Genomic DNA, 16,894 nt, shown 5'->3' with positions numbered 1-16,894 from the left:
GACGACGAGGGAAGGCAAGACGATCGACACGGTGTGGTCGGGAACATGGGTCGCGGACAGGCTCGGGGTGCGGCTACGGGACGCCGAGGGGGAAGCCGGGGGGCCGCGGCTGACGGAACTCCTCGGGCTGGCGCTGCGGCGCAACCCCAAGCGGGCGCACCTGCTGGTCTCGCAGGTGCTCGGCAAGCACGTCCCGCAGTCCCCGGCGGCCGTCTACGCCGCCGGATACGGGCTCGGCGAGCGGGTCCGGGCCCTGCTCGGCGCGGACGGGGCCGCCTCGGCGGTGGTCCTCGGCTACGCCGAGACCGCCACCGGCCTCGGCCACTGCGTGGCGGACGGCCTGGGCCCGGCCCCCTACCTGCACTCCACCCGCCGGCTCGTGCCCGGAGTGGAGCCCGCGGGAGGCTTCGAGGAGGCCCACTCGCACGCCACCTCGCACCTGCTGCTGCCCGAGGACCCCGCGCTGCTGGCCGGCAGCGGGCCGCTGGTCCTCGTCGACGACGAGTTCTCCACCGGCAACACCGTCCTGAACACCATCCGCGACCTCCACACCCGCCACCCGCGCTCGCACTACGTGGTCGTCGCCCTCGTCGACATGCGCTCCGCGGCCGACCGCGACCGGCTCACCGCCTTCGCCGCCGAGCTGGGCGCCCGCGTGGACCTCGTCGCCCTGGCCTCGGGCACGGTGTCGCTCCCGCCCGGCGTACTGGCCGAGGGCCAGGCCCTGGTCGAGGAGCACGAAGCGGCCGCCGACGGCGTCCCGCCCCGCCCGCAGGCACCGGCCCCGGCGGACGGCCCGCGCCCGGACCACGAGCGCGTCGACCTCGGCTGGCCCGCCCGGGTCCCGGACGGCGGCCGCCACGGCTTCACGGCCGCGCACCGCGAAGCGCTGGACGCGGCCCTGCCGGCCCTGACCGACCGGCTCACGGCCGCACTCGGCGAGCGGCCCGGCCGTGTCCTCGTACTCGGCAACGAGGAGCTGATGTACGCGCCGCTGCGCCTCGCCAAGGCCCTGGAGGAGGCGGGCGCGGCCCGCGAGGTCCGCTTCTCCACCACCACCCGCTCGCCCGTCCTCGCCGTGGACGACCCGGGCTACGCCATCCGTACCCGGCTGGTCTTCCCCGCGCACGACGCCCCGGCCGACGGCCCCGGAGACCGGTACGCGTACAACGTCGCGGGCGCCCGCTTCGACGTCGTCGTCGCCGTCGTCGACTCGGCGGGGGACACCCCCGAGCTGCGGTCGGGACTGCTCGCGAGCCTGGCTCCGCACACCGGCCGCGTCCTGCTGGCCGCCGTACCTTCCTACGTACCCGACCGGCAGGAGCAAAAGCCGATCATGACCGAGCCGATCACGCACGAGCCGATCACGCACGAGCCGTTGCGCGGGCCCGCCTTCTCCTCCTACGCCGCCGAGGACGTCGGCTGGCTGCTCCAGGACTTCTCCGACGTCGAGCTGGAGGCCCCGACCGAGGAGCGCGAAGAGGCGATACAGGCGGGCGGCGCCCACTACGCGGAGTCGCTGCCCGTCGAGTACCAGCCCTCCCCGCAGTACCAGGACCTCTACCAGAGCGCCCTGACCGCCTCGGCGGCCCGCATCGCCCGCGCGGTCGGCACCGTCACCGAGACCGTCCTCGCCGAGCGCACCCCGTCCCCCGTCCTGGTCTCCCTGGCCCGCGCCGGAACGCCCGTCGGCGTCCTGATGCGCCGCTGGGCCCAGCTCCGGCACGGCCTGGACCTCCCGCACTACGCCGTCTCCATCGTGCGCGGCCGCGGCATCGACGCCAACGCCCTGCGCTGGCTGGCCGCCCACCACGACCCGGCCGACGTCGTCTTCGTCGACGGCTGGACCGGCAAGGGCGCCATCACGCGCGAGCTCAAGGCCGCCCTCGCGGAGTTCGAGGGCTTCAACCCGGAGATCGTGGTCCTCGCCGACCCCGGCTCGTGCGTGCGGACGTACGGCACCCGCGAGGACTTCCTGATCCCGTCCGCCTGCCTCAACTCCACCGTCTCCGGCCTCATCTCGCGTACCGTGCTGAGGTCCGACCTGGTCGGGCCCGCCGACTTCCACGGCGCCAAGTTCTACCGCGAGCTCGCCGGGGCCGACGTCTCCGTCGACTTCGTCGACACGGTCGCCGCCCGCTTCGACGAGGTGGCCGACGCCGTCGACGCCGAGGTCAAGGAGCTGCTCGCGGCCGACCGTACGCCGGCCTGGGAGGGCTGGGCGGCGGTGGAGCGGATCAGCGAGGAGTACGGCATCCACGACGTGAACCTGGTCAAGCCCGGGGTCGGCGAGACCACCCGGGTGCTGTTGCGCCGGGTGCCGTGGAAGATCCTCGCGCAGCGCGGCGCGGGCGCCGACCTGGACCACGTACGGCTGCTCGCCGAGCAGCGCGGTGTCCCCGTGGAGGAGGTCGACGGGCTTCCCTACACGTGCGTCGGACTCATCCACCCCCGATTCACGCGCGGCGCCACCGGCGCCGACGGAAAGGCCGTGGCCTCGAAGTGACTGTCCTGGTAGCCAGTGATCTCGACCGCACGCTCATCTACTCGGCGGCGGCCCTCGGCCTGACCATGCCCGACCCGGAGGCCCCGCGGCTGCTGTGCGTCGAGGTCCACGAGAGCAAGCCGCTGTCCTACATGACGGAGACGGCGGCGGGACTGCTGGCGGAGCTGACGGCGGACCCGTCGGTCGTCTTCGTCCCCACGACGACGCGGACCCGCAAGCAGTACCAGCGGATCCGCTTCCCCGGCCGCCCGGCCCCGTACGCGATCTGCGCGAACGGCGGCCAGCTGCTGGTCGACGGGGTCCCGGACCGGGAGTGGCGGCGGCAGGTCGCTGCGCGCCTGGCGCAGGAGTGCGCCCCGCTGGAGGAGGTGCACGCCCACCTGCTGGCCACGGCGGACCCGGAGTGGCTGCGCAAGGCGCGGGTGGCGGAGGACCTGTTCGCGTACCTGGTTGTCGAGCGCGCCCTGGTGCCCGACGAGTGGCTCAAGTCGCTGACCGAGTGGTCGCAGGCGCGCGGCTGGACGGTCTCGCTCCAGGGCCGCAAGATCTACGCCGTGCCGCGTCCGCTGACCAAGAGCGCGGCGATGCACGAGGTGGCCCGCCGCACCGGCGCCACGTCCACCCTCGCCGCCGGCGACTCGCTCCTGGACGCCGACCTGCTCCTGGCGGCCGACGCGGCCTGGCGCCCGGGCCACGGCGAGCTGGCGGACGCCACCTGGACGGCGCCGACGGTGACGGCCCTGTCCGCGGCCGGAGTCCTGGCAGGTGAGGAGATCGTCCGCGCATTCGGCCGGGCGGTTGCGACACTGGCCGTATGACCAAGGGCAACAGCACCAAGATCACTGACGAGCTCTACCGGTACATGCTCGACCACAACCCCCCGCTGGACGAGGTCCAGCGGGGGCTGGTCGAGACGACGTACGCCAAGTTCCCGGACGTCGCCGGAATGCAGTCGGCGCAGGAGCAGGGGCCGCTGCTGGCCTTCCTGGTCCGGCTGACGGGCGCCCGCCACATCGTGGAGGTGGGCACCTTCACCGGCTTCTCGGCCCTGTCGATGGCCCAGGCACTGCCCGCGGACGGCCGCCTCATCGCCTGCGACGTCTCCGAGGAGTGGACGGCGTACGGCAGGGAGGCCTGGGCGGCGGCGGGCGTCGCGGACCGCATCGAGCTGCGCATCGCGCCGGCGCTGGACACGCTCCGTGCGATGCCCGCCGAGCCGCACATCGACATGGCCTACGTGGACGCGGACAAGGAGAGCCAGATCGCCTACTGGGAGGAGCTCGTGCCGAGGATGCGTCCGGGCGGCCTGATCGTCACGGACAACACCCTGTTCCACGGCTCGGTCCTCGACGAGTCGGCCACCGGCTCGGCGGCCGGTGTCCGCGCCTTCAACGAGCACGTCGCGGCGGACGCGCGCATGGAGTCCGTGATGCTGGCGATCTCGGACGGCCTGACGCTCTCGCGCAAGCGCCAGACGGTTTAAGCCGCGGCGCACGGTTCGGCACGGTCGCTGCTCGGCCGCGGCGCACGGTTCGGCCGCGGCGCACGGTTCAGCCGCCGTCACCGTTAGGCCGCGGCCACCGTTTCAGCCGCCGTCACCGTTCAGCCGTAGCGGCGCTCAGCCGCAGCCACCTCCACCGCAGCAGCCCCCGCCGCCTGCCGCCCGGGCGGGCGCGGGGGCACTACTGGTACCGCCCACGGCGACGGCGGAGAGCAGCTTGACGGTGTCGCCGTGCCCGGCCGGGCAGTCGGCGGGCGCGGAGGACTCGGCCATCGGCCGGCTCACCTCAAAGGTGTCGTCGCAGGTCCGGCAGCGGAATTCGTATCGAGGCATGCGGCCAGGTTAACGGCGGCGGGAGGAATTACGGCAGGGCCTGGGCCCGCCTCCCGGACTGTCCCGCCGTCCGCTGCTCCCGCGCCGCCTGCTCGGGGTGGCGGGCCCGCCAGTACGGATTGTCGTGCGGCAGCGCGCTGCCCACCCGCCCGTACATCCCGAACCACATCAGCATCACGCCGACGACGAAACTGAACAGCACGTTCTGGATCTCGAAGGCCAGGAAGTTGAAACCGGTGTCCAGCAGGGCGAGATTGACGAAGCCACTCAGGATGAACAGCACCCCGAGCACGATGTTCAGGGTGGAGGCGAAGGTCCCGCCGATCACCATCCCGACGAACAGCAGTGCCCCGATACAGATCGACAGGACACTCAGCGCGCCGTTGGTGTTCAGCGCGAGCACCGTGTCCCCGCCGGTGTCGAAGAACCCGATCTGATCGATGAGCCCCAGGACGCCGAAGACGACCAGCAGCAGCCCGGTCAGGCCGGCGCCGACCCGATAGACCTTGCCGAGCTTGTGGTCGACGGGCAGGTGCTCGTCGAGCTCGGCATTGACGGGATGCAGAAGGCGCTGCAGCCTGCCGGGGGAAGCCGGGGGCGCGTGGGTCTCGTACGGCTCATGGGGCACGTACGGCGCGTAATTCTCGTGGGGCTCGGTGCACCCGTAGAGCGCATGAGCCGTGTAGGGCTCATGCGGTGCGGGAGGTGCCTGGGGTGCACGGGCTGCACGAGGCTTGTGGGACGTGTGGGCAGCCATTGCGCCCTCCTCTGCTCCGTTTACGGCCCCTCCAGCATCCGCCGATGCCTGCCCCCCGACAACCCCGGCCTCATCCTGCGGCGCGCCGGCCCCGCATATCCGCCACCACCCGGCCCACCGCCACCCGGACCTCCTCCATCTCCTGCAGGAAATGCCAGTAGTCCGGGTGCCGACCCTCCAGCCCCGCCAGCGCCCGCTCCATCCGGGCCACCGCCTCGTCCAGCGGCCGCGCGTGCCGCGGATCGGGCACACTGCGACCCGCCATCGCGAGGCGCTGCGCATCCCGGATCGCGAACCGGGTCCGGTCCACCTCCGCCTGCGGGTTCCGCGACACTTCCTCCAGCCGCGTCAGCCGGTCCTGCGCCGCCGACACCGCCTCGTCCGTGGCCTCCAGCGAAGCCCGTACCCCGTCGATCAGCACCCCTACGTCGGCCCAGCGCTGCTCGTCCCGCGCCCGGGAAGCCTCCTTGAGCCGGTCCTCCGCCAGCGCGACATCCCGTATCGCCTGGTCAGGGACGTGCTGCAGGTCCTGCCAGCACGCGGCGCTGAACCGCCGACGCAGTTCGCTCAGGACCGGATCCACCCGGTCCGCCCGGTTGCGCAGCGCCTGGGCCCGCGTCCGCAGGCTCACCAGGCGCCGGTCGATCTCCGCGGCCCGCTCCGGCAGCCGCACCGCCTCCGCCCGTACGCCCTCGGCGTCCCGCAGGATCCGGTCGGCGCGCTGCACGGTCTCCTGCACCCCGTGCTGGGCCGCGCCCTGGTTCAGCTTGGTCAGCTCCGGGCCCAGCGCGGCCAGCCGCGCCGCCAGGTCATCGGCCCGCATCCCCTTGGCCCGTACGGCGTCCAGCGCGTCGCTGGCCGCCAGCAGCGCGGCCTTGGCCCGCTCCCGGGCCGGCGCGACCCGGGCGAGCTGCGTCTCGGCCTTGTCCAGCAGCGGCTGCAGCCCCTGCGCGAACCGGTCCAGCTCCCCCTTGGCCCGCACCAGCTCATCGCGAGCCCGGGTCAACTGCTCCCGGGCCTGCGTGGCGACGGAGGCCTCAAGATCCACCCGGTCCAGGTCGTGCGCGTCGACGGCCTCGATGTACACATGGCTGACCTGGTCGATCCGCTGCCCCAGCGCGGCGAACCCCTCGCTCGCCTGCCGCGCGGCGGGCGACCCGTCCGCGGCGGCGATGGTCTCGATCGAGATCCGCAGGTCCCGCTGCGCGGTGTCCAGCTCGTAGAACGCCGCGGCGGCGGCATCCTTGGCCGCCTGCGCATCAGCCCGCCGACTCTCGTCCCGCCCACCGAACCAACGCCGGGATGCTGTTGTCACAATCCCTCTCCCGTACCGCGTCCGCCATGCCCCGGACCATTCTCTCCCACGGGAACGGGTTTGCGTGGGGGGTGCGCCTGCCATGTAGGCTGTCCACTCATCCACGGGTGCGTAGCTCAGGGGTAGAGCGCTGCTCTTACAAAGCAGATGTCGGCGGTTCGAAACCGTCCGCGCCCACCAGTCAAAAGGCCCCCAACCGATCATGGTTGGGGGCCTTTGACGGCTACAGGTGACGGCAGTCCCTCACTCGGCCGGCCGCCGACGGCGCAGCAGCCGGTCTATGTGCCCCATGGCCTCCCGCCTGCTGCCGTCAGTCACGTGGGTGTAGATGTTCATCGTGACGGCGATCTGTGAGTGCCCCAGGATCTCCATCACCACCCGCGGCGCCACCCCGGCCGCGAACAGCAAGGTGGCGCAACCGTGCCGCGCGTCGTGCAGCCGGATCCGCGGCAGGCCGGCGTCCTGGCCGATCCGCTCGAACGACCGGCTGAGGTTGCGCGGCTCGATCGGCCGGCCGGTGCGGGTGGTGAAGACGTAGTCGCTCGCCTCCCACTGCTTGGCGCCGGACCGCAACGCGGCTTGCCGCATGCGCTGCCAGCGCAGCGGCGCCACACACATCTGCGGGATGGGGATGGCCCTGGTCCGCCGGTTCTTGGTCGAGTCCGCGTACAGCTCCTTCTGTACGCGCTGGATCTGGTTCCGTACGGTCAGCGTCCGGCGGTCGAGGTCGATGTCGGACCAGCGCAGCCCGAGGATCTCGCTGCGGCGTAGCCCCAGGGCGACCGCGAGCACGAACGCCGCGTACAGCGGATCGCGGCGGCTGGCCTCCAGGAACGTGAGCGTCTCGTCGAGGTCCCACGGCTTCAACTCGCGCTGCACCACCCGCGGCGCCGGCACAAGCATCACCACGTTGCGGCTGATCAGCTCCTCGCGATTCGCCGCGGTGAGCGCGCTGCGCAACACGCGGTGCGATTCCTTCGCGGTCGCGGCAGAGGTCTGCGCGGTGACGGCAGCCAGCATCCGCCGCACGTCCGGCACCCCGAGCGTCTCCAGACGCTTGGAGCCCAGGTGGGGGATGAGGTACAGGCGGACGTGCGTCTCGTACTTGGCGTACGTCGTCTTCTTACGGTCCTGCCTGACGAACGTCTCCAGCCAGTACGGCAGCCACTCGGAGAGTTTGGCCGAGCGAGTGGGCGTCGGGATGCCCTGGCGGTCACGGAGCACGAGTTCCTGCCGCTTCGCGTCGCACTCGGCCCATGTCTTGCCGTACACGGTTTTCCGGCGGCGGGTGCCGTCGGGTTGCGGGACGTAGACGCGAGCCTCGTAACGCCCGTCGCTGCGCTGCCAGATGCTGCCGGCGCCGTTCGGATTCCTCTTGCGTGTCATCAGGCGGCTTCCTCCAACTTGGCTTCCAGGTAGGCGCGAACGCTGTCTGCGGGGATCCGGCGCGAGCGGCCCTCGGTAAAGCTCGGGAGGGCGCGAGAGCGGATCAGGTTGTAGACGGTGAAGCGGCTGAGCCGCAGCGCGGCCATGACCTCCGGAACGGTCAGGGCCTGGTGCGTGGTGGGCAGGGGGGAACTCACAGCGGCCTCCGTAGTGGTGGTCAGTGCGTGTGTGTCCGAGGTTGGGATTTCTGCGTCATCGCGTCATCTGCGTCATTCGTGGTCCTGACCTGCGGGTTTCGGTGACGCAGGGGGGGTGGGGGCTGTGTCACCGGTGACACAGCCGTCCGTCACGGGGTGACGCAGGTGACGAACGGTGACGCAGAGATTGGGGCTCTGCGTCACCGCTGTTGTTGCAGGTCAGGGCCGGTTTTCGGGGCCGTCGTGACGCAGGTGACGCAGCGTCTTCCTACTTAGGAAAAAGAGCGGGGCTTTTCTCTGTTGTCTGTGCGCCCTCGGGCGAAATGCCGAGCCGCAAGCGGCACGCCCTTTGGGCGGCGGCGCGGCCGCCGAAGAACAAGAAGAGCACCGCCCCGCCAGGGCGGCGGGTGCTCCTCTTGCTTGTGCGGCCGGGACCGCCGGCGCTGGTCTAGAAGAGGTCCTTCTGCTCGTCCTGCGGGGGCTGGGGCCGGGCCATCGCGATGTAGCGGGCGGTGTTGGTGCGGCCCCAGTCGACGAGGACGCCGCGGGCGGCGAGGACGGGCTGGAGGCGCTTGAGGCGGTCGGAGAGGACCTTGCCGGTGGTGGGCCACCCCTTGGGCTGGGGCCGGAAGTCCTCGCCGGTGTAGAGCTGGGTCAGCGCGTGCAGCCACTCTGCCGACGTCATCCGAACCTCGGTGCCCGGCTCGATGTCGGCGGCATGCTTGAGGACGGTCTGGGCCAGGAGGTCACCCTCGATGACGTCGTCGTTGAGGTCGTCCAGGCTGGCCCGGTAGGCGTCCAGCGCACCGAAGCTGCGGGCAGCATCCAGCTGCGCGCACAGGTGGGCGAAGTCGGCCATGCGCAGGTCGGTCGGGATGTCGGCCTGGCCGGCGCGGACGCTGACGGCCAGGTCGAGCACGGAACCGAGGATCACGGGCAAGTCCCGCGCGAACTCCGTCCACAGCTCCTCCTCGGTCCGCCGCACGCGGGGGTGTTCCAGGCGCAGGGGCAGGAGGCGTTCGGCGAGGTCGGGGCGGATGACGCCGACGTCGATACCGGTGAGCAGGAGCGGGCGGCGGTAGCGGGAGCGGACGACGTCGCCGTCGGTGAACAGGGCCCGCTTGATGTTCTCGGCGCCGGTGACGATGCAGCACATGAGGTCGGAGAGGTCCGGGCCGAGGTGGGAGAGGTTGTCCAGGCCGGTGATCCACCCGGCGGCAACGGCGGTGATCAGGTTCTCCTCGTCCTTGGGCGGGCGGCGCAGGTCGCCGCTCATGCCCTCGATAATGCGGACGAGCATCTTGCCGGCGGTGGACTTGCCCGCGCCCTGGGGGCCGGTGAGGAACGGGGCGGGGACGGGGACGTCGGGGCCGAGGCAGCCGACGAGCCAGGCCAGGGCAAGGCCCTCGCTCTGGGCGCTGGCGAAGTTGACCAGGCGCATCAGCAGGTCGCTGCCCTTGCCGTCGGTGTCCTTGACCGGGAGGGGGAGTTCGCCGGTGAGCTGGGTACGGCGCCAGCAGACCTCCCGGGGGTCGGGGGTGAGGATGTCCCAGCCGTTGGGGTGGATGCGGACGGACTGGCCGTCGTCGCGGCCCAGGTCCAGCCAAGTGGCTCCGTCGAACCCCGGAGCGACGCGGATGTGGACGGGCTGGACGTCCTCGGTGAGCGCGAGTGCTTCGATCAAGTCGAGTGCCTCCTTCAAGGCGGTTCCGTTGAAGACGCCGCCCCCGTCGCGGAACAGGCCGACCATGAGTTCCTGCCGGTGGCTGCCGGTCGTGCCCTGGGAGCGGATCGGGCGGGCCACGGGGTGGCCGTTCCGCTGGGCGTAGACGGTGCCGTCGACGGTGCGGAAGTACCGGAAGTGCTGCTGCGCGTACTCGGTGATGACCTCGCGTGCCGGGTTCTTCTCGTCCTCAGGCATGTTCAGATCCCCAGAGCATCAGCGGCGTTGGACCACGCGTCCTCGCAGTGCCGCAAGGACTCGCCCCTGGCCTGTGCGGCGGTGAACAGGCGCTTGATGTGTGTCTCGGTGAGGCAGCCGCACCAGCCGTGCGCGTCGGTGTCGGGGCCGGCCGCGAACTCGGCGGCTGCTTCGCGGCGCTCCATCTCGGCGAGGGCCTGGTCGAAGACGGGCCTGCCGCTCCACCCCTTCAGGCCCTCGAACGCCTTCGTGTCGGGGTAGGCCTCACCAGGGACGGTGTAGAAGCCCTGCGGGGTGCGGGTCAGTTCCACCAGCGGCGGCTGGTTGCCGCTGAGGACCTGGCGGATAGCCCAGATGGTGCCGTAGGCGTAGGCCTGTGCGCTCTGGTGGTGGAGCAGGTACAGCACGTGGGCGTGGCTGCGCTGGTGGCCGTTGATCAGCGCAATGGTGTGGGCGTGCGGCTGGTAGGGCATGTCCGTGCCCCAGTGGGGGAGCTTGATCCCGCCGTCGACGAACCGGACCCGGTCGAGGTCGTACTGGGCGGCGTTGAGGGCGGCGCCCTGGTGGGCGTGCTGAGCCTCGCGGGCGGCGGCCCCGAGGGCGTAGACGCTGTCAGTGAGGGTCTCGAACCACGGCATCGTGGTGGTCTTCAAGGGTTTGTCCTCGTGTGAAGGTGCCGCCGGAAATCCCGGTGGGTGATGTGGTCCATCTGCAGATGAGGGCGGCCCTGACCCGGGCGAGTCGGGGCCGCCCTCGTGTTGTCTGCTCGGTGGGCGCTCAGTTGTTGATCTGCCTGCGGACCTCGGTGACGAGGCGGAGGTTCTCGTGGGCCATGTCGGAGATGGCCTGTAGCCGCTCTTCGACGTCCGCCGGTCCGGTGAAGGTGAAGGACGGTTCGGGGTCCGGTCTGGGGTTGGTGAACGAGAACGACAAGGGCTGCTCCCGACGGGTCAGATGGTCGAGTGGCGGGCGCGGCGGATGGCGGCCTCCCACACGCTGCGCACCTGGGCTCCGGTGTGGGAGTCGTTCCAGGAGGGGATCGACTCCCACTGCTTGCCGTGCTGGCGGCGGGCCTCGTCCAGGAGGAGGTTCCCGGCGTCCCGGTAGGCGGCGTTGCGGGCGCCGGCAGCTGCTCGCAGCGCGCCGATGCAGTGCTCCTTCACCCCTGTCGGCTGGTGGGAGTAGCCCGCCGGCCTCGAATTTTCCTTCCCTACTGAAAGGCCCCTGCTATGGCCCGAGCAACCCTCGGTGAACCGCTCGTCCGCCACGAGACGGCGCAGACCCCCGTCCCGATTCCCACCCCCACGTGGTACGCCGCCAGTGCTGACGGCGCCGCGGTACAGCCCCCGCTGCGTCCGGTACGCAAGGGCGATCCGCTCCCGGGCGGGTACGCCGCCGAGCGGGAGATCCAACTGTTTTGGCGCATGCTGGCCGGAACCGTCGACGGGTCGATGGCGCCGGGCTCCAAGGGCGTGGATGTGGTCCAGGTTCGCGGCTATCTCGTTTTCGTGGGTTCGCTGCCGATGCCTTCCCCCGGGCCCGCACCCCCACCCCAACTCCCTCCGCCCCGGCCCCCGTTCCCGCAGGCCAGTGCCGTCCTCCCCCGCCCGTTGTCGTAGGCTGCGCAAGCGTGACTACCGGAACCGGCGGCATACTCGCCCCACTTGAACCCCAGGACCCCCGCGAGAACGCCGGCTACCGGCTGCTCGCCCGGATCGGCGAAGGCGGCATGGGGACCGTCTACCTCTCGCACACGCGCGGCGGCCAGCCGGTGGCACTGAAGCTCATCCGCCGGGAGTTCGGGCAGGACCCCGACTTCCGGCGCCGTTTCGAGCAGGAAGTGCAGGCCGCCCGCCGGGTGCAGGGCTACCACCTCGTCCCGGTCCTCGACCACGACACCACCGGCGCCACGCCCTGGCTGGCGTCGGTGTTCGTGCCGGGGCTGTCGCTGCACGACGCCGTGAGCACCTACGGTCCGCTCCCGCTGGACACCGTCTTCCAGCTGGTCGGCTGCACGGCGCGGGCGCTCGCCTCCATCCACGCGGCGGGGGTCGTCCACCGCGATCTGAAGCCCGCCAACCTCCTGCTCGGCCCGGCCGGTCCGTACGTCATCGACTTCGGGATCGCCCGAGCCGCCGACAGTACGCAGCTCACCCGGACCGGCGGGGTCATCGGCACCCCGCAGTACATGTCCCCCGAGCACGCGCTGGGCTCCGAAGTCACCGCCGCGAGCGACCTGTTCTCGCTCGGGCTGATCGCGGCGGTCGCGGCGACCGGGCAGCACCCGTACGGGACCGGCGGGGCCACGGCCATCGGCGTGCGGATCGCCAACACCGAGCGGCTGCCGCCCGACCTGAGCGGCTACCCGGAGCGGCTCCGGCCGCTGCTGGAGCGCTGCCTGACGGCGGATCCGGCCGCACGGATCGGCACGGACGAGCTGGCCGCGCTGTGCGAGACGGCCGCCGGACGCCCGCTGGGCGACTTCGCGCACTGGCTTCCGGAGCCGGTCGGGCTGGAGATCGCCCGACGGATGCGGGCCGCGGAGAACCCGCCGGTGCCCACGGTCGCGGACGCGGGTACGGGTACGAGTGCCGGTGCCGGTACGGCCGGATCGGCCGCGGGCGGTACGGGCGCGGGTGCCGCCGGGGCCTTCGGCGGGGTGTACGGGGCGCCGACGGTGGGCGCGCCGCCCCGGCCCGCGGGTCCTCCGCCGGCCGCCGGCCACCCGACGCACCCCCCGGTGCCGGGCCCGGCGCCCGCACCGGCCCCCGGACCGAAGCGGCTCCGGGGCGTGCTGGTCGGGGCCGGCCTCGTGCTGGCCGTCCTCGCGGGCGCCGGCGCGGTCCGGCTGCTCGACGGCGGCGGCGCCGCGAAGGACGACGCGAAGCAGGAGGGGCCGGTCGCGCCCGCCTCCTCCGACCAGGCGCAGGCCCAGGCCCCGGCTCCGGCCCCGGTCTCGTCCGGGCCCAAGACCGCGCCCTCGGCCTCCTCCTCGCCGAAGTCCGCGTACACGCCCGTCTTCCAGGACAAGCCCCTGACCCTGCGCGCGCCCTCCTCCAGCACCGGGACCCACGTCGACCTGGACGCCCCGCAGATCTTCCCGAAAGGAGCCATCGGCAAGACCCAGGGCATGGAGCTCACCTACCAGGACTGGGGCGACGCCGATCTGCGCTTCCTGACGGCCATGGGCAAGAGCACCGGCACCACGCCGGAGGAGTGCCGGGACGCCGTCGCCACCAACACCTTGGCCTCCAGGGTGGGCAAGGACGAGCTGAAGGCGGGCAAGACGCTCACGAAGGGGACGGTGCTGTGCACCGTCACCGGTGACAACAACCTGGCGATGCTCCGCATCACCGAGGTCGTGCTCGACACGAGCAAGGGGTCCATCGGCCCCATGCCGGACTACGTCACCGCACTCACCCTCTGGAAGATCGGCTGACGCCGTGGGCCGGGGCTCCCGGGGAAGCCCCGGCCCACGGACGTTGCCCTAGACGCCGGCGCCGGCCCCGGCCCGGCGCCGCGACGCGGCGAAGCCCAGCGCCACGTCGGCCTCCAGGAACACCAGCAGGCTGATCCCGTTGGGTGTCGAGGAAGGCGAGGGCGTCGGTGAGGGTCTTCTCGACGGCGCCGGGCCGGTGCACGGGCGGGGCGGCGGCGAGGATGAAGGAAACCGGCGAAGGGAGCGGCGGGGACCGCGGGGGCGACGGGTTCCGGGGCGGGGTCGAGGAGCTGGAATGCCTTCGCGTACAGGTCGGGGTCGATGGGGGTGAAGCGGGTTTCGGTACGGTTCATGCGGCCCTCCACAGTCCGTTCTCGTTGGTGACCTCGTCGCGCTTCTTCAGCTCGGACAGGCGCGGCTTGATGTTTTTCGCGGATGTGCCCAGCTTTCGTGCGATGGTCTCGGCGGTCATGGGGATGGATTGGTCCCGGAGGAGTTCGAGGATTCGCGGCTTGATCAGCTCCTGTCCGTCCGAAGAACCTGCGGGGCCGGCGGGGTCTGCCTGGGCCCGCTGCTGAGGCAGGGCGGGCTGTCCCTTCTGTGCCGCGGTGAGGAGATCGGCGAGGCTGCCGATCAGGTTCTTGCCGCGCTGGTCGACCACCGGGGTCTGTGTGATCGCCTCCCGGTGGTGCCAGGCGTCGCAGTCCTCGACGGCGACGGGCGGCAGGTCTCCGGCGAGGGAGGCGGGCGGCACGTCCAGGTGCAGGGAGCGGAACTGGACGGCCTGCGATCCAGGAGTGAGGAGGTAGCCGAGGCCGAAGGTGCCGTCCTCAGGACCGGCGGCGGCCGCGGTGTCCAGGCCGGACATGTCCCGGGCGGCGACCTTGGTGTACTGGCCGGGCCAAGATGAGGGGATCTTGGACAGGTCGATGCCCTCGGCGCCCTCGACGGCGTTCGCGCCGACCAGGGAGCCCTGGCCCTTGGCGCAGCGCAGGAACACCGCGCCGCCGCCGATCAGGAGCTGGGATCGGATGACGGTGGAGTTGCCGAGGTCTTCGGCGAGCGGGGTCTGGGTGGCCAGGACCACGCCGATCCCGCGCTTGAGGGACCGGCGGGTGAGCTGCTCGACAATCGCCTTGGCCTCCGCGTGATACGGGGAGGAGACCGACAGCAGCATGTGTGCCTCGTCGATGACGACCAGAACCAGCGGATCGGTGAAGGGGAAGGCGGGGGAGCGGTAGCGGGCCTCGCGGTTGACCATCAGCGCGTAGGCCAGGCGCAGGGCCCCCATCGCCTCGTCCAGGCCGTCCCCGCAGTACGCGGCCAGGCGGGCTCCGGCGATGGTCCCGGCCTGCGGGGACGCCAGGATCACCGCGATACGCGAGCGGTGGGCGGAGAGCAGAACCTGTTCCAGGCATCCGGACTTTCCGGAGCGGGAGCCGCCGACGAGGTAGAGGTGGCGGGCGCCGGATCCGGGCTGACAACTCGCACTTCGCGGGCCAGTGCCTTTCCAGCTGGTACCAAGGGCAGGACGGGCTCGGAAATGTTTACCTTGAGCGCTGCGGCTCCCCGGCCAACTACAACCAGCAGTGGATGGAGAAGTGGACGGGCGACGGAATGCAGCTCGTCAGCCGATTGACCGGCCTGTGTCTCGACAGCAACGGGCAGGGCAAGGTCTACACCCACCCCTGCAACGGCGGCGACTACCAGGTCTGGAAGTAACCAGCTCGGCCGGAACCGCTCAACGCCCGCTGTCACGGGACCGGGACCTACCGGCACGTCCCGTGGACGGCTTGTGCTCGGCAGCTCGACCGGCTGACATCCATGGCTGACACCCGTCCCGCGCCCACCAGCACAAAGGCCCCCCGCCGAACACGGCGGGGGGCCTTCTGCATCCACGCGGTGGGCAGCGGCGTCCGCGCCGCTCCTGAGCTGCTGACTCAGGTCCCGCCGGACGTGCGTGAAGATCCTCTGTCGGGCAGGGCCGGGGGGTTTGTGCCGCCGGATTTTCGCGGATTTGGCGAAACGCCGCGTAGGCGGAGGGTTGTTCATATGATGTGCCTCCTTTGAGCGGCTTGGGGTGGGGGTAGCGATGCGCAGCAGTGACACGGGTGAGGGCGGCAGAGGTCGCAGTCGGGCCGGGGGCGTCGTGCGGCGGGCGGTGGTCGCGCTGCTGGTGGCCGGCGTTGCCGTCGCCTGCGGGCCGGCCGGGGGTGGGGGGCCCGCGGTGTCCGCGCCGCCGACCATCCCCTCGGTCTCGGCGGTACCGACTACGGCCTCCCCGACCCCGACCCCGACCCTGCCGCCGTCTCCGTCCCTCGCTCCTTCTCCGACCGCGGTCCCGAGCCCGTCGGACACCCCCGACCAGAAGCCACCCAGCACTGTCCCGGCGCCCAAGCGCACGACCAAGGCTCCGACGACTCCGCCGGCCGAGCCCGCGGACACCGCGTGCGAGATCGTCTCCAATGCCGGGAACTGCTACAACGCGGGCCAGTTCTGCCGCAAGGCCGACCTCGGCCGGTCCACGCACGCGGGCAACGGTCGCCTGATCTACTGCCGCCAGGACGGCAGCCAACCGCGCTGGGGCTACTAGGTCTTGGCCGGACGATCGGGCCGTGGGATCGTCAGGGGATGGGCGAGTGGCTCGCGTGGGGTGGGGTGGTCGTGGCAGTGGCCGCGGTCCTGGTGACGCTGGAGCGGGCCGTCGGCGCGGGCTTCGAGCGCAAGCGGGACGAGGAGCGGGCACGGTTGCTCGCACACGTCGCCGAACCGGCGGCCGAGCCCGGTGGGGAAACCGTCGGCGGGCCGGGACACCCGAAGTTCGACGACGTCGGCGGCATCCGGCCGCACCCGCCGGCACAACTCGGCGACCGCCGCGACGACTTCACCCCGATCCTCGTGGAGTACTACGCCTACGGGCTGACCCAGGCGCGGAGCAGCTTCGCGACCAGCCAGCGGTTCGCCGGGGTCGGAGCGGCGATCCTCCTCTGCGGGGTGGCGCTGGCCGTCTGGAAGGCCGAAGGCGGCGGAGAGCTGTACCTCGGGGTCGTGACCAGTTCGGTCGGCCTGGTCACCACCCTGGTCGGGCAGCTCTTCCACCGGCGGGCCGACATCGCGCTCAAGCACATGGCCGACCAGACCGCCTCGCTGCGCGACGACCGGCGGGCCGCCGAGACGACCCAGCAGGCCATAGGGCTGCTGGACGAGGTCATGGACCCGGAACTCAGGGGCCGGCTCCAAGCCGGATTGATCATGAAATTGTCCGGGGCGGAGCTGCCTCGCTAGCGGGATAGTAGGAGTATGTGCCGTTCCATTAAGACCCTGCGCCCGCCCGCGATCCCCGAGAAGGCCACCGAGGACGAGATCCGCGCCGCCGCGCTGCAGTACGTACGCAAGGTGTCCGGGTTCCGGGTACCCGCCGCGCACAACCGCGAGGTGTTCGAGGCGTCCGTGGACGCCGTCGCCGAGGCCACCCGGCTGCTCCTCGACGGTCTGCATGTACGGGGCCAGGCCGCCGCCACCGTCTGACCAGGGGGCCT

Annotated in this window: 19 protein-coding genes and 1 tRNA gene; 10 read left to right on the top strand and 10 right to left on the bottom strand. The window is 71.8% G+C overall.

Going from position 1 to position 16,894, the window contains the following annotated elements; genetic code table 11:
* Positions 1–22 precede the first annotated feature (22 nt).
* Genes ACFYOB_RS06790 through ACFYOB_RS06780 form a run of 3 tightly spaced genes read left to right on the top strand, consistent with a single transcriptional unit; the run spans position 23 to position 3,989 of the window.
* Positions 23–2,506, top strand: a complete 2,484-nt coding sequence (locus ACFYOB_RS06790) for a phosphoribosyltransferase (RefSeq protein ID WP_388555620.1) — start codon at positions 23–25, stop codon at positions 2,504–2,506.
* The gene (locus ACFYOB_RS06785) at positions 2,503–3,324 is read left to right on the top strand and encodes an HAD family hydrolase (RefSeq protein WP_388555432.1); all 822 of its coding nucleotides are present in this window, start codon (positions 2,503–2,505) and stop codon (positions 3,322–3,324) included. Before ACFYOB_RS06790 ends, ACFYOB_RS06785 begins: the two co-directional genes overlap by 4 nt.
* Positions 3,321–3,989: an O-methyltransferase gene (locus ACFYOB_RS06780; protein WP_388555429.1), complete on the top strand. Its 669-nt coding sequence runs from the start codon at positions 3,321–3,323 to the stop codon at positions 3,987–3,989. The genes ACFYOB_RS06785 and ACFYOB_RS06780 overlap by 4 nt, the downstream gene beginning before the upstream one ends.
* Before the next feature lie 135 nt (positions 3,990–4,124).
* On the opposite strand, the gene ACFYOB_RS06775 is transcribed toward ACFYOB_RS06780, so the two are convergent.
* From ACFYOB_RS06775 to ACFYOB_RS06765, 3 genes are all read right to left on the bottom strand, one after another.
* Positions 4,125–4,340, bottom strand: coding sequence for a zinc ribbon domain-containing protein (locus tag ACFYOB_RS06775; RefSeq protein WP_388555426.1), 216 nt, complete (start codon positions 4,338–4,340; stop codon positions 4,125–4,127).
* A 28-nt stretch (positions 4,341–4,368) separates the two neighbouring features.
* A complete protein-coding gene (locus ACFYOB_RS06770; RefSeq protein WP_388555423.1) occupies positions 4,369–5,097 on the bottom strand; it encodes a DUF4383 domain-containing protein in 729 nt (242 codons plus the stop codon).
* Positions 5,098–5,167: 70 nt separating this feature from the next.
* Positions 5,168–6,412, bottom strand: a complete 1,245-nt coding sequence (locus ACFYOB_RS06765) for a hypothetical protein (protein WP_388555420.1) — start codon at positions 6,410–6,412, stop codon at positions 5,168–5,170.
* 105 nt (positions 6,413–6,517) lie between these two features.
* On the opposite strand from ACFYOB_RS06765, the gene ACFYOB_RS06760 reads away from it, so the two are divergent.
* A tRNA-Val gene (locus tag ACFYOB_RS06760) sits at positions 6,518–6,592 on the top strand.
* A 63-nt stretch (positions 6,593–6,655) separates the two neighbouring features.
* Here the strand turns inward: ACFYOB_RS06760 and xerC are convergent.
* From xerC to ACFYOB_RS06730, 6 genes are all read right to left on the bottom strand, one after another.
* Complete coding sequence (gene xerC, locus ACFYOB_RS06755; RefSeq protein ID WP_388555417.1) at positions 6,656–7,798, bottom strand: tyrosine recombinase XerC; 1,143 nt, start codon at positions 7,796–7,798, stop codon at positions 6,656–6,658.
* Complete coding sequence (locus tag ACFYOB_RS06750; RefSeq protein WP_053614155.1) at positions 7,798–7,995, bottom strand: helix-turn-helix domain-containing protein; 198 nt, start codon at positions 7,993–7,995, stop codon at positions 7,798–7,800. The genes xerC and ACFYOB_RS06750 overlap by 1 nt, the downstream gene beginning before the upstream one ends.
* 448 nt (positions 7,996–8,443) lie before the next feature.
* On the bottom strand, positions 8,444–9,916 hold the full coding sequence (locus ACFYOB_RS06745; protein WP_388555413.1) for an ATP-binding protein: 1,473 nt from the start codon (positions 9,914–9,916) through the stop codon (positions 8,444–8,446).
* A gap of 2 nt (positions 9,917–9,918) precedes the next feature.
* Positions 9,919–10,569, bottom strand: coding sequence for a hypothetical protein (locus ACFYOB_RS06740; RefSeq protein ID WP_388555411.1), 651 nt, complete (start codon positions 10,567–10,569; stop codon positions 9,919–9,921).
* A gap of 124 nt (positions 10,570–10,693) precedes the next feature.
* Positions 10,694–10,849, bottom strand: a complete 156-nt coding sequence (locus ACFYOB_RS06735) for a hypothetical protein (protein WP_388555408.1) — start codon at positions 10,847–10,849, stop codon at positions 10,694–10,696.
* Positions 10,850–10,866: 17 nt separating this feature from the next.
* On the bottom strand, positions 10,867–11,079 hold the full coding sequence (locus tag ACFYOB_RS06730; protein WP_388555405.1) for a hypothetical protein: 213 nt from the start codon (positions 11,077–11,079) through the stop codon (positions 10,867–10,869).
* Positions 11,080–11,145: 66 nt separating this feature from the next.
* On the opposite strand from ACFYOB_RS06730, the gene ACFYOB_RS06725 reads away from it, so the two are divergent.
* Together ACFYOB_RS06725 and ACFYOB_RS06720 are read left to right on the top strand one after the other, a co-directional pair.
* Positions 11,146–11,535, top strand: coding sequence for a hypothetical protein (locus ACFYOB_RS06725; RefSeq protein ID WP_388555403.1), 390 nt, complete (start codon positions 11,146–11,148; stop codon positions 11,533–11,535).
* 11 nt (positions 11,536–11,546) lie between these two features.
* On the top strand, positions 11,547–13,355 hold the full coding sequence (locus ACFYOB_RS06720; RefSeq protein WP_388555401.1) for a serine/threonine-protein kinase: 1,809 nt from the start codon (positions 11,547–11,549) through the stop codon (positions 13,353–13,355).
* Positions 13,356–13,704: 349 nt separating this feature from the next.
* Here ACFYOB_RS06720 and ACFYOB_RS06715 read toward each other — a convergent pair whose 3' ends face one another.
* On the bottom strand, positions 13,705–14,727 hold the full coding sequence (locus ACFYOB_RS06715; RefSeq protein ID WP_388555399.1) for a hypothetical protein: 1,023 nt from the start codon (positions 14,725–14,727) through the stop codon (positions 13,705–13,707).
* Positions 14,728–14,771: 44 nt separating this feature from the next.
* Between ACFYOB_RS06715 and ACFYOB_RS06710 the strand changes: the two genes are divergently transcribed.
* The 4 genes from ACFYOB_RS06710 to ACFYOB_RS06695 all read left to right on the top strand — a co-directional run bounded on the left by ACFYOB_RS06710 (position 14,772) and on the right by ACFYOB_RS06695 (position 16,883).
* On the top strand, positions 14,772–15,077 hold the full coding sequence (locus ACFYOB_RS06710) for a ricin-type beta-trefoil lectin domain protein (RefSeq protein ID WP_388555617.1): 306 nt from the start codon (positions 14,772–14,774) through the stop codon (positions 15,075–15,077).
* 370 nt (positions 15,078–15,447) lie between these two features.
* Positions 15,448–15,948 (top strand): hypothetical protein, encoded by a 501-nt coding sequence (locus ACFYOB_RS06705; RefSeq protein ID WP_388555397.1) that lies wholly within the window; start codon positions 15,448–15,450, stop codon positions 15,946–15,948.
* A 38-nt stretch (positions 15,949–15,986) separates the two neighbouring features.
* Entirely contained in the window at positions 15,987–16,640 is a 654-nt protein-coding gene (locus ACFYOB_RS06700) for a hypothetical protein (protein WP_388555395.1), read from the top strand.
* A 15-nt stretch (positions 16,641–16,655) separates the two neighbouring features.
* A complete protein-coding gene (locus tag ACFYOB_RS06695; RefSeq protein WP_388555393.1) occupies positions 16,656–16,883 on the top strand; it encodes a DUF2277 domain-containing protein in 228 nt (75 codons plus the stop codon).
* Positions 16,884–16,894: the final 11 nt, after the last annotated feature.

Origin of the sequence: Streptomyces sp. NPDC006463, assembly GCF_042870715.1 — a bacterium.
Taxonomy (GTDB): Bacteria; Actinomycetota; Actinomycetes; order Streptomycetales; family Streptomycetaceae; genus Streptomyces.
Note: the sequence above shows the minus strand (reverse complement) of the source record. Positions and strands in the feature narration are given on the sequence as shown.

Excerpts from the sequence above, each read along its gene's own strand:
- ACFYOB_RS06770 (WP_388555423.1), bottom strand. The coding sequence starts at position 5,097 with ATGGCTGCCCACACGTCCCACAAGCCTCGTGCAGCCCGTGCACCCCAG.
- ACFYOB_RS06700 (WP_388555395.1), top strand. The coding sequence starts at position 15,987 with ATGGGCGAGTGGCTCGCGTGGGGTGGGGTGGTCGTGGCAGTGGCCGCG.
- ACFYOB_RS06695 (WP_388555393.1), top strand. The coding sequence starts at position 16,656 with ATGTGCCGTTCCATTAAGACCCTGCGCCCGCCCGCGATCCCCGAGAAG.
- ACFYOB_RS06705 (WP_388555397.1), top strand. The coding sequence starts at position 15,448 with ATGCGCAGCAGTGACACGGGTGAGGGCGGCAGAGGTCGCAGTCGGGCC.
- xerC (WP_388555417.1), bottom strand. The coding sequence starts at position 7,798 with ATGACACGCAAGAGGAATCCGAACGGCGCCGGCAGCATCTGGCAGCGC.
- ACFYOB_RS06780 (WP_388555429.1), top strand. The coding sequence starts at position 3,321 with ATGACCAAGGGCAACAGCACCAAGATCACTGACGAGCTCTACCGGTAC.
- ACFYOB_RS06725 (WP_388555403.1), top strand. The coding sequence starts at position 11,146 with ATGGCCCGAGCAACCCTCGGTGAACCGCTCGTCCGCCACGAGACGGCG.
- ACFYOB_RS06745 (WP_388555413.1), bottom strand. The coding sequence starts at position 9,916 with ATGCCTGAGGACGAGAAGAACCCGGCACGCGAGGTCATCACCGAGTAC.
- ACFYOB_RS06775 (WP_388555426.1), bottom strand. The coding sequence starts at position 4,340 with ATGCCTCGATACGAATTCCGCTGCCGGACCTGCGACGACACCTTTGAG.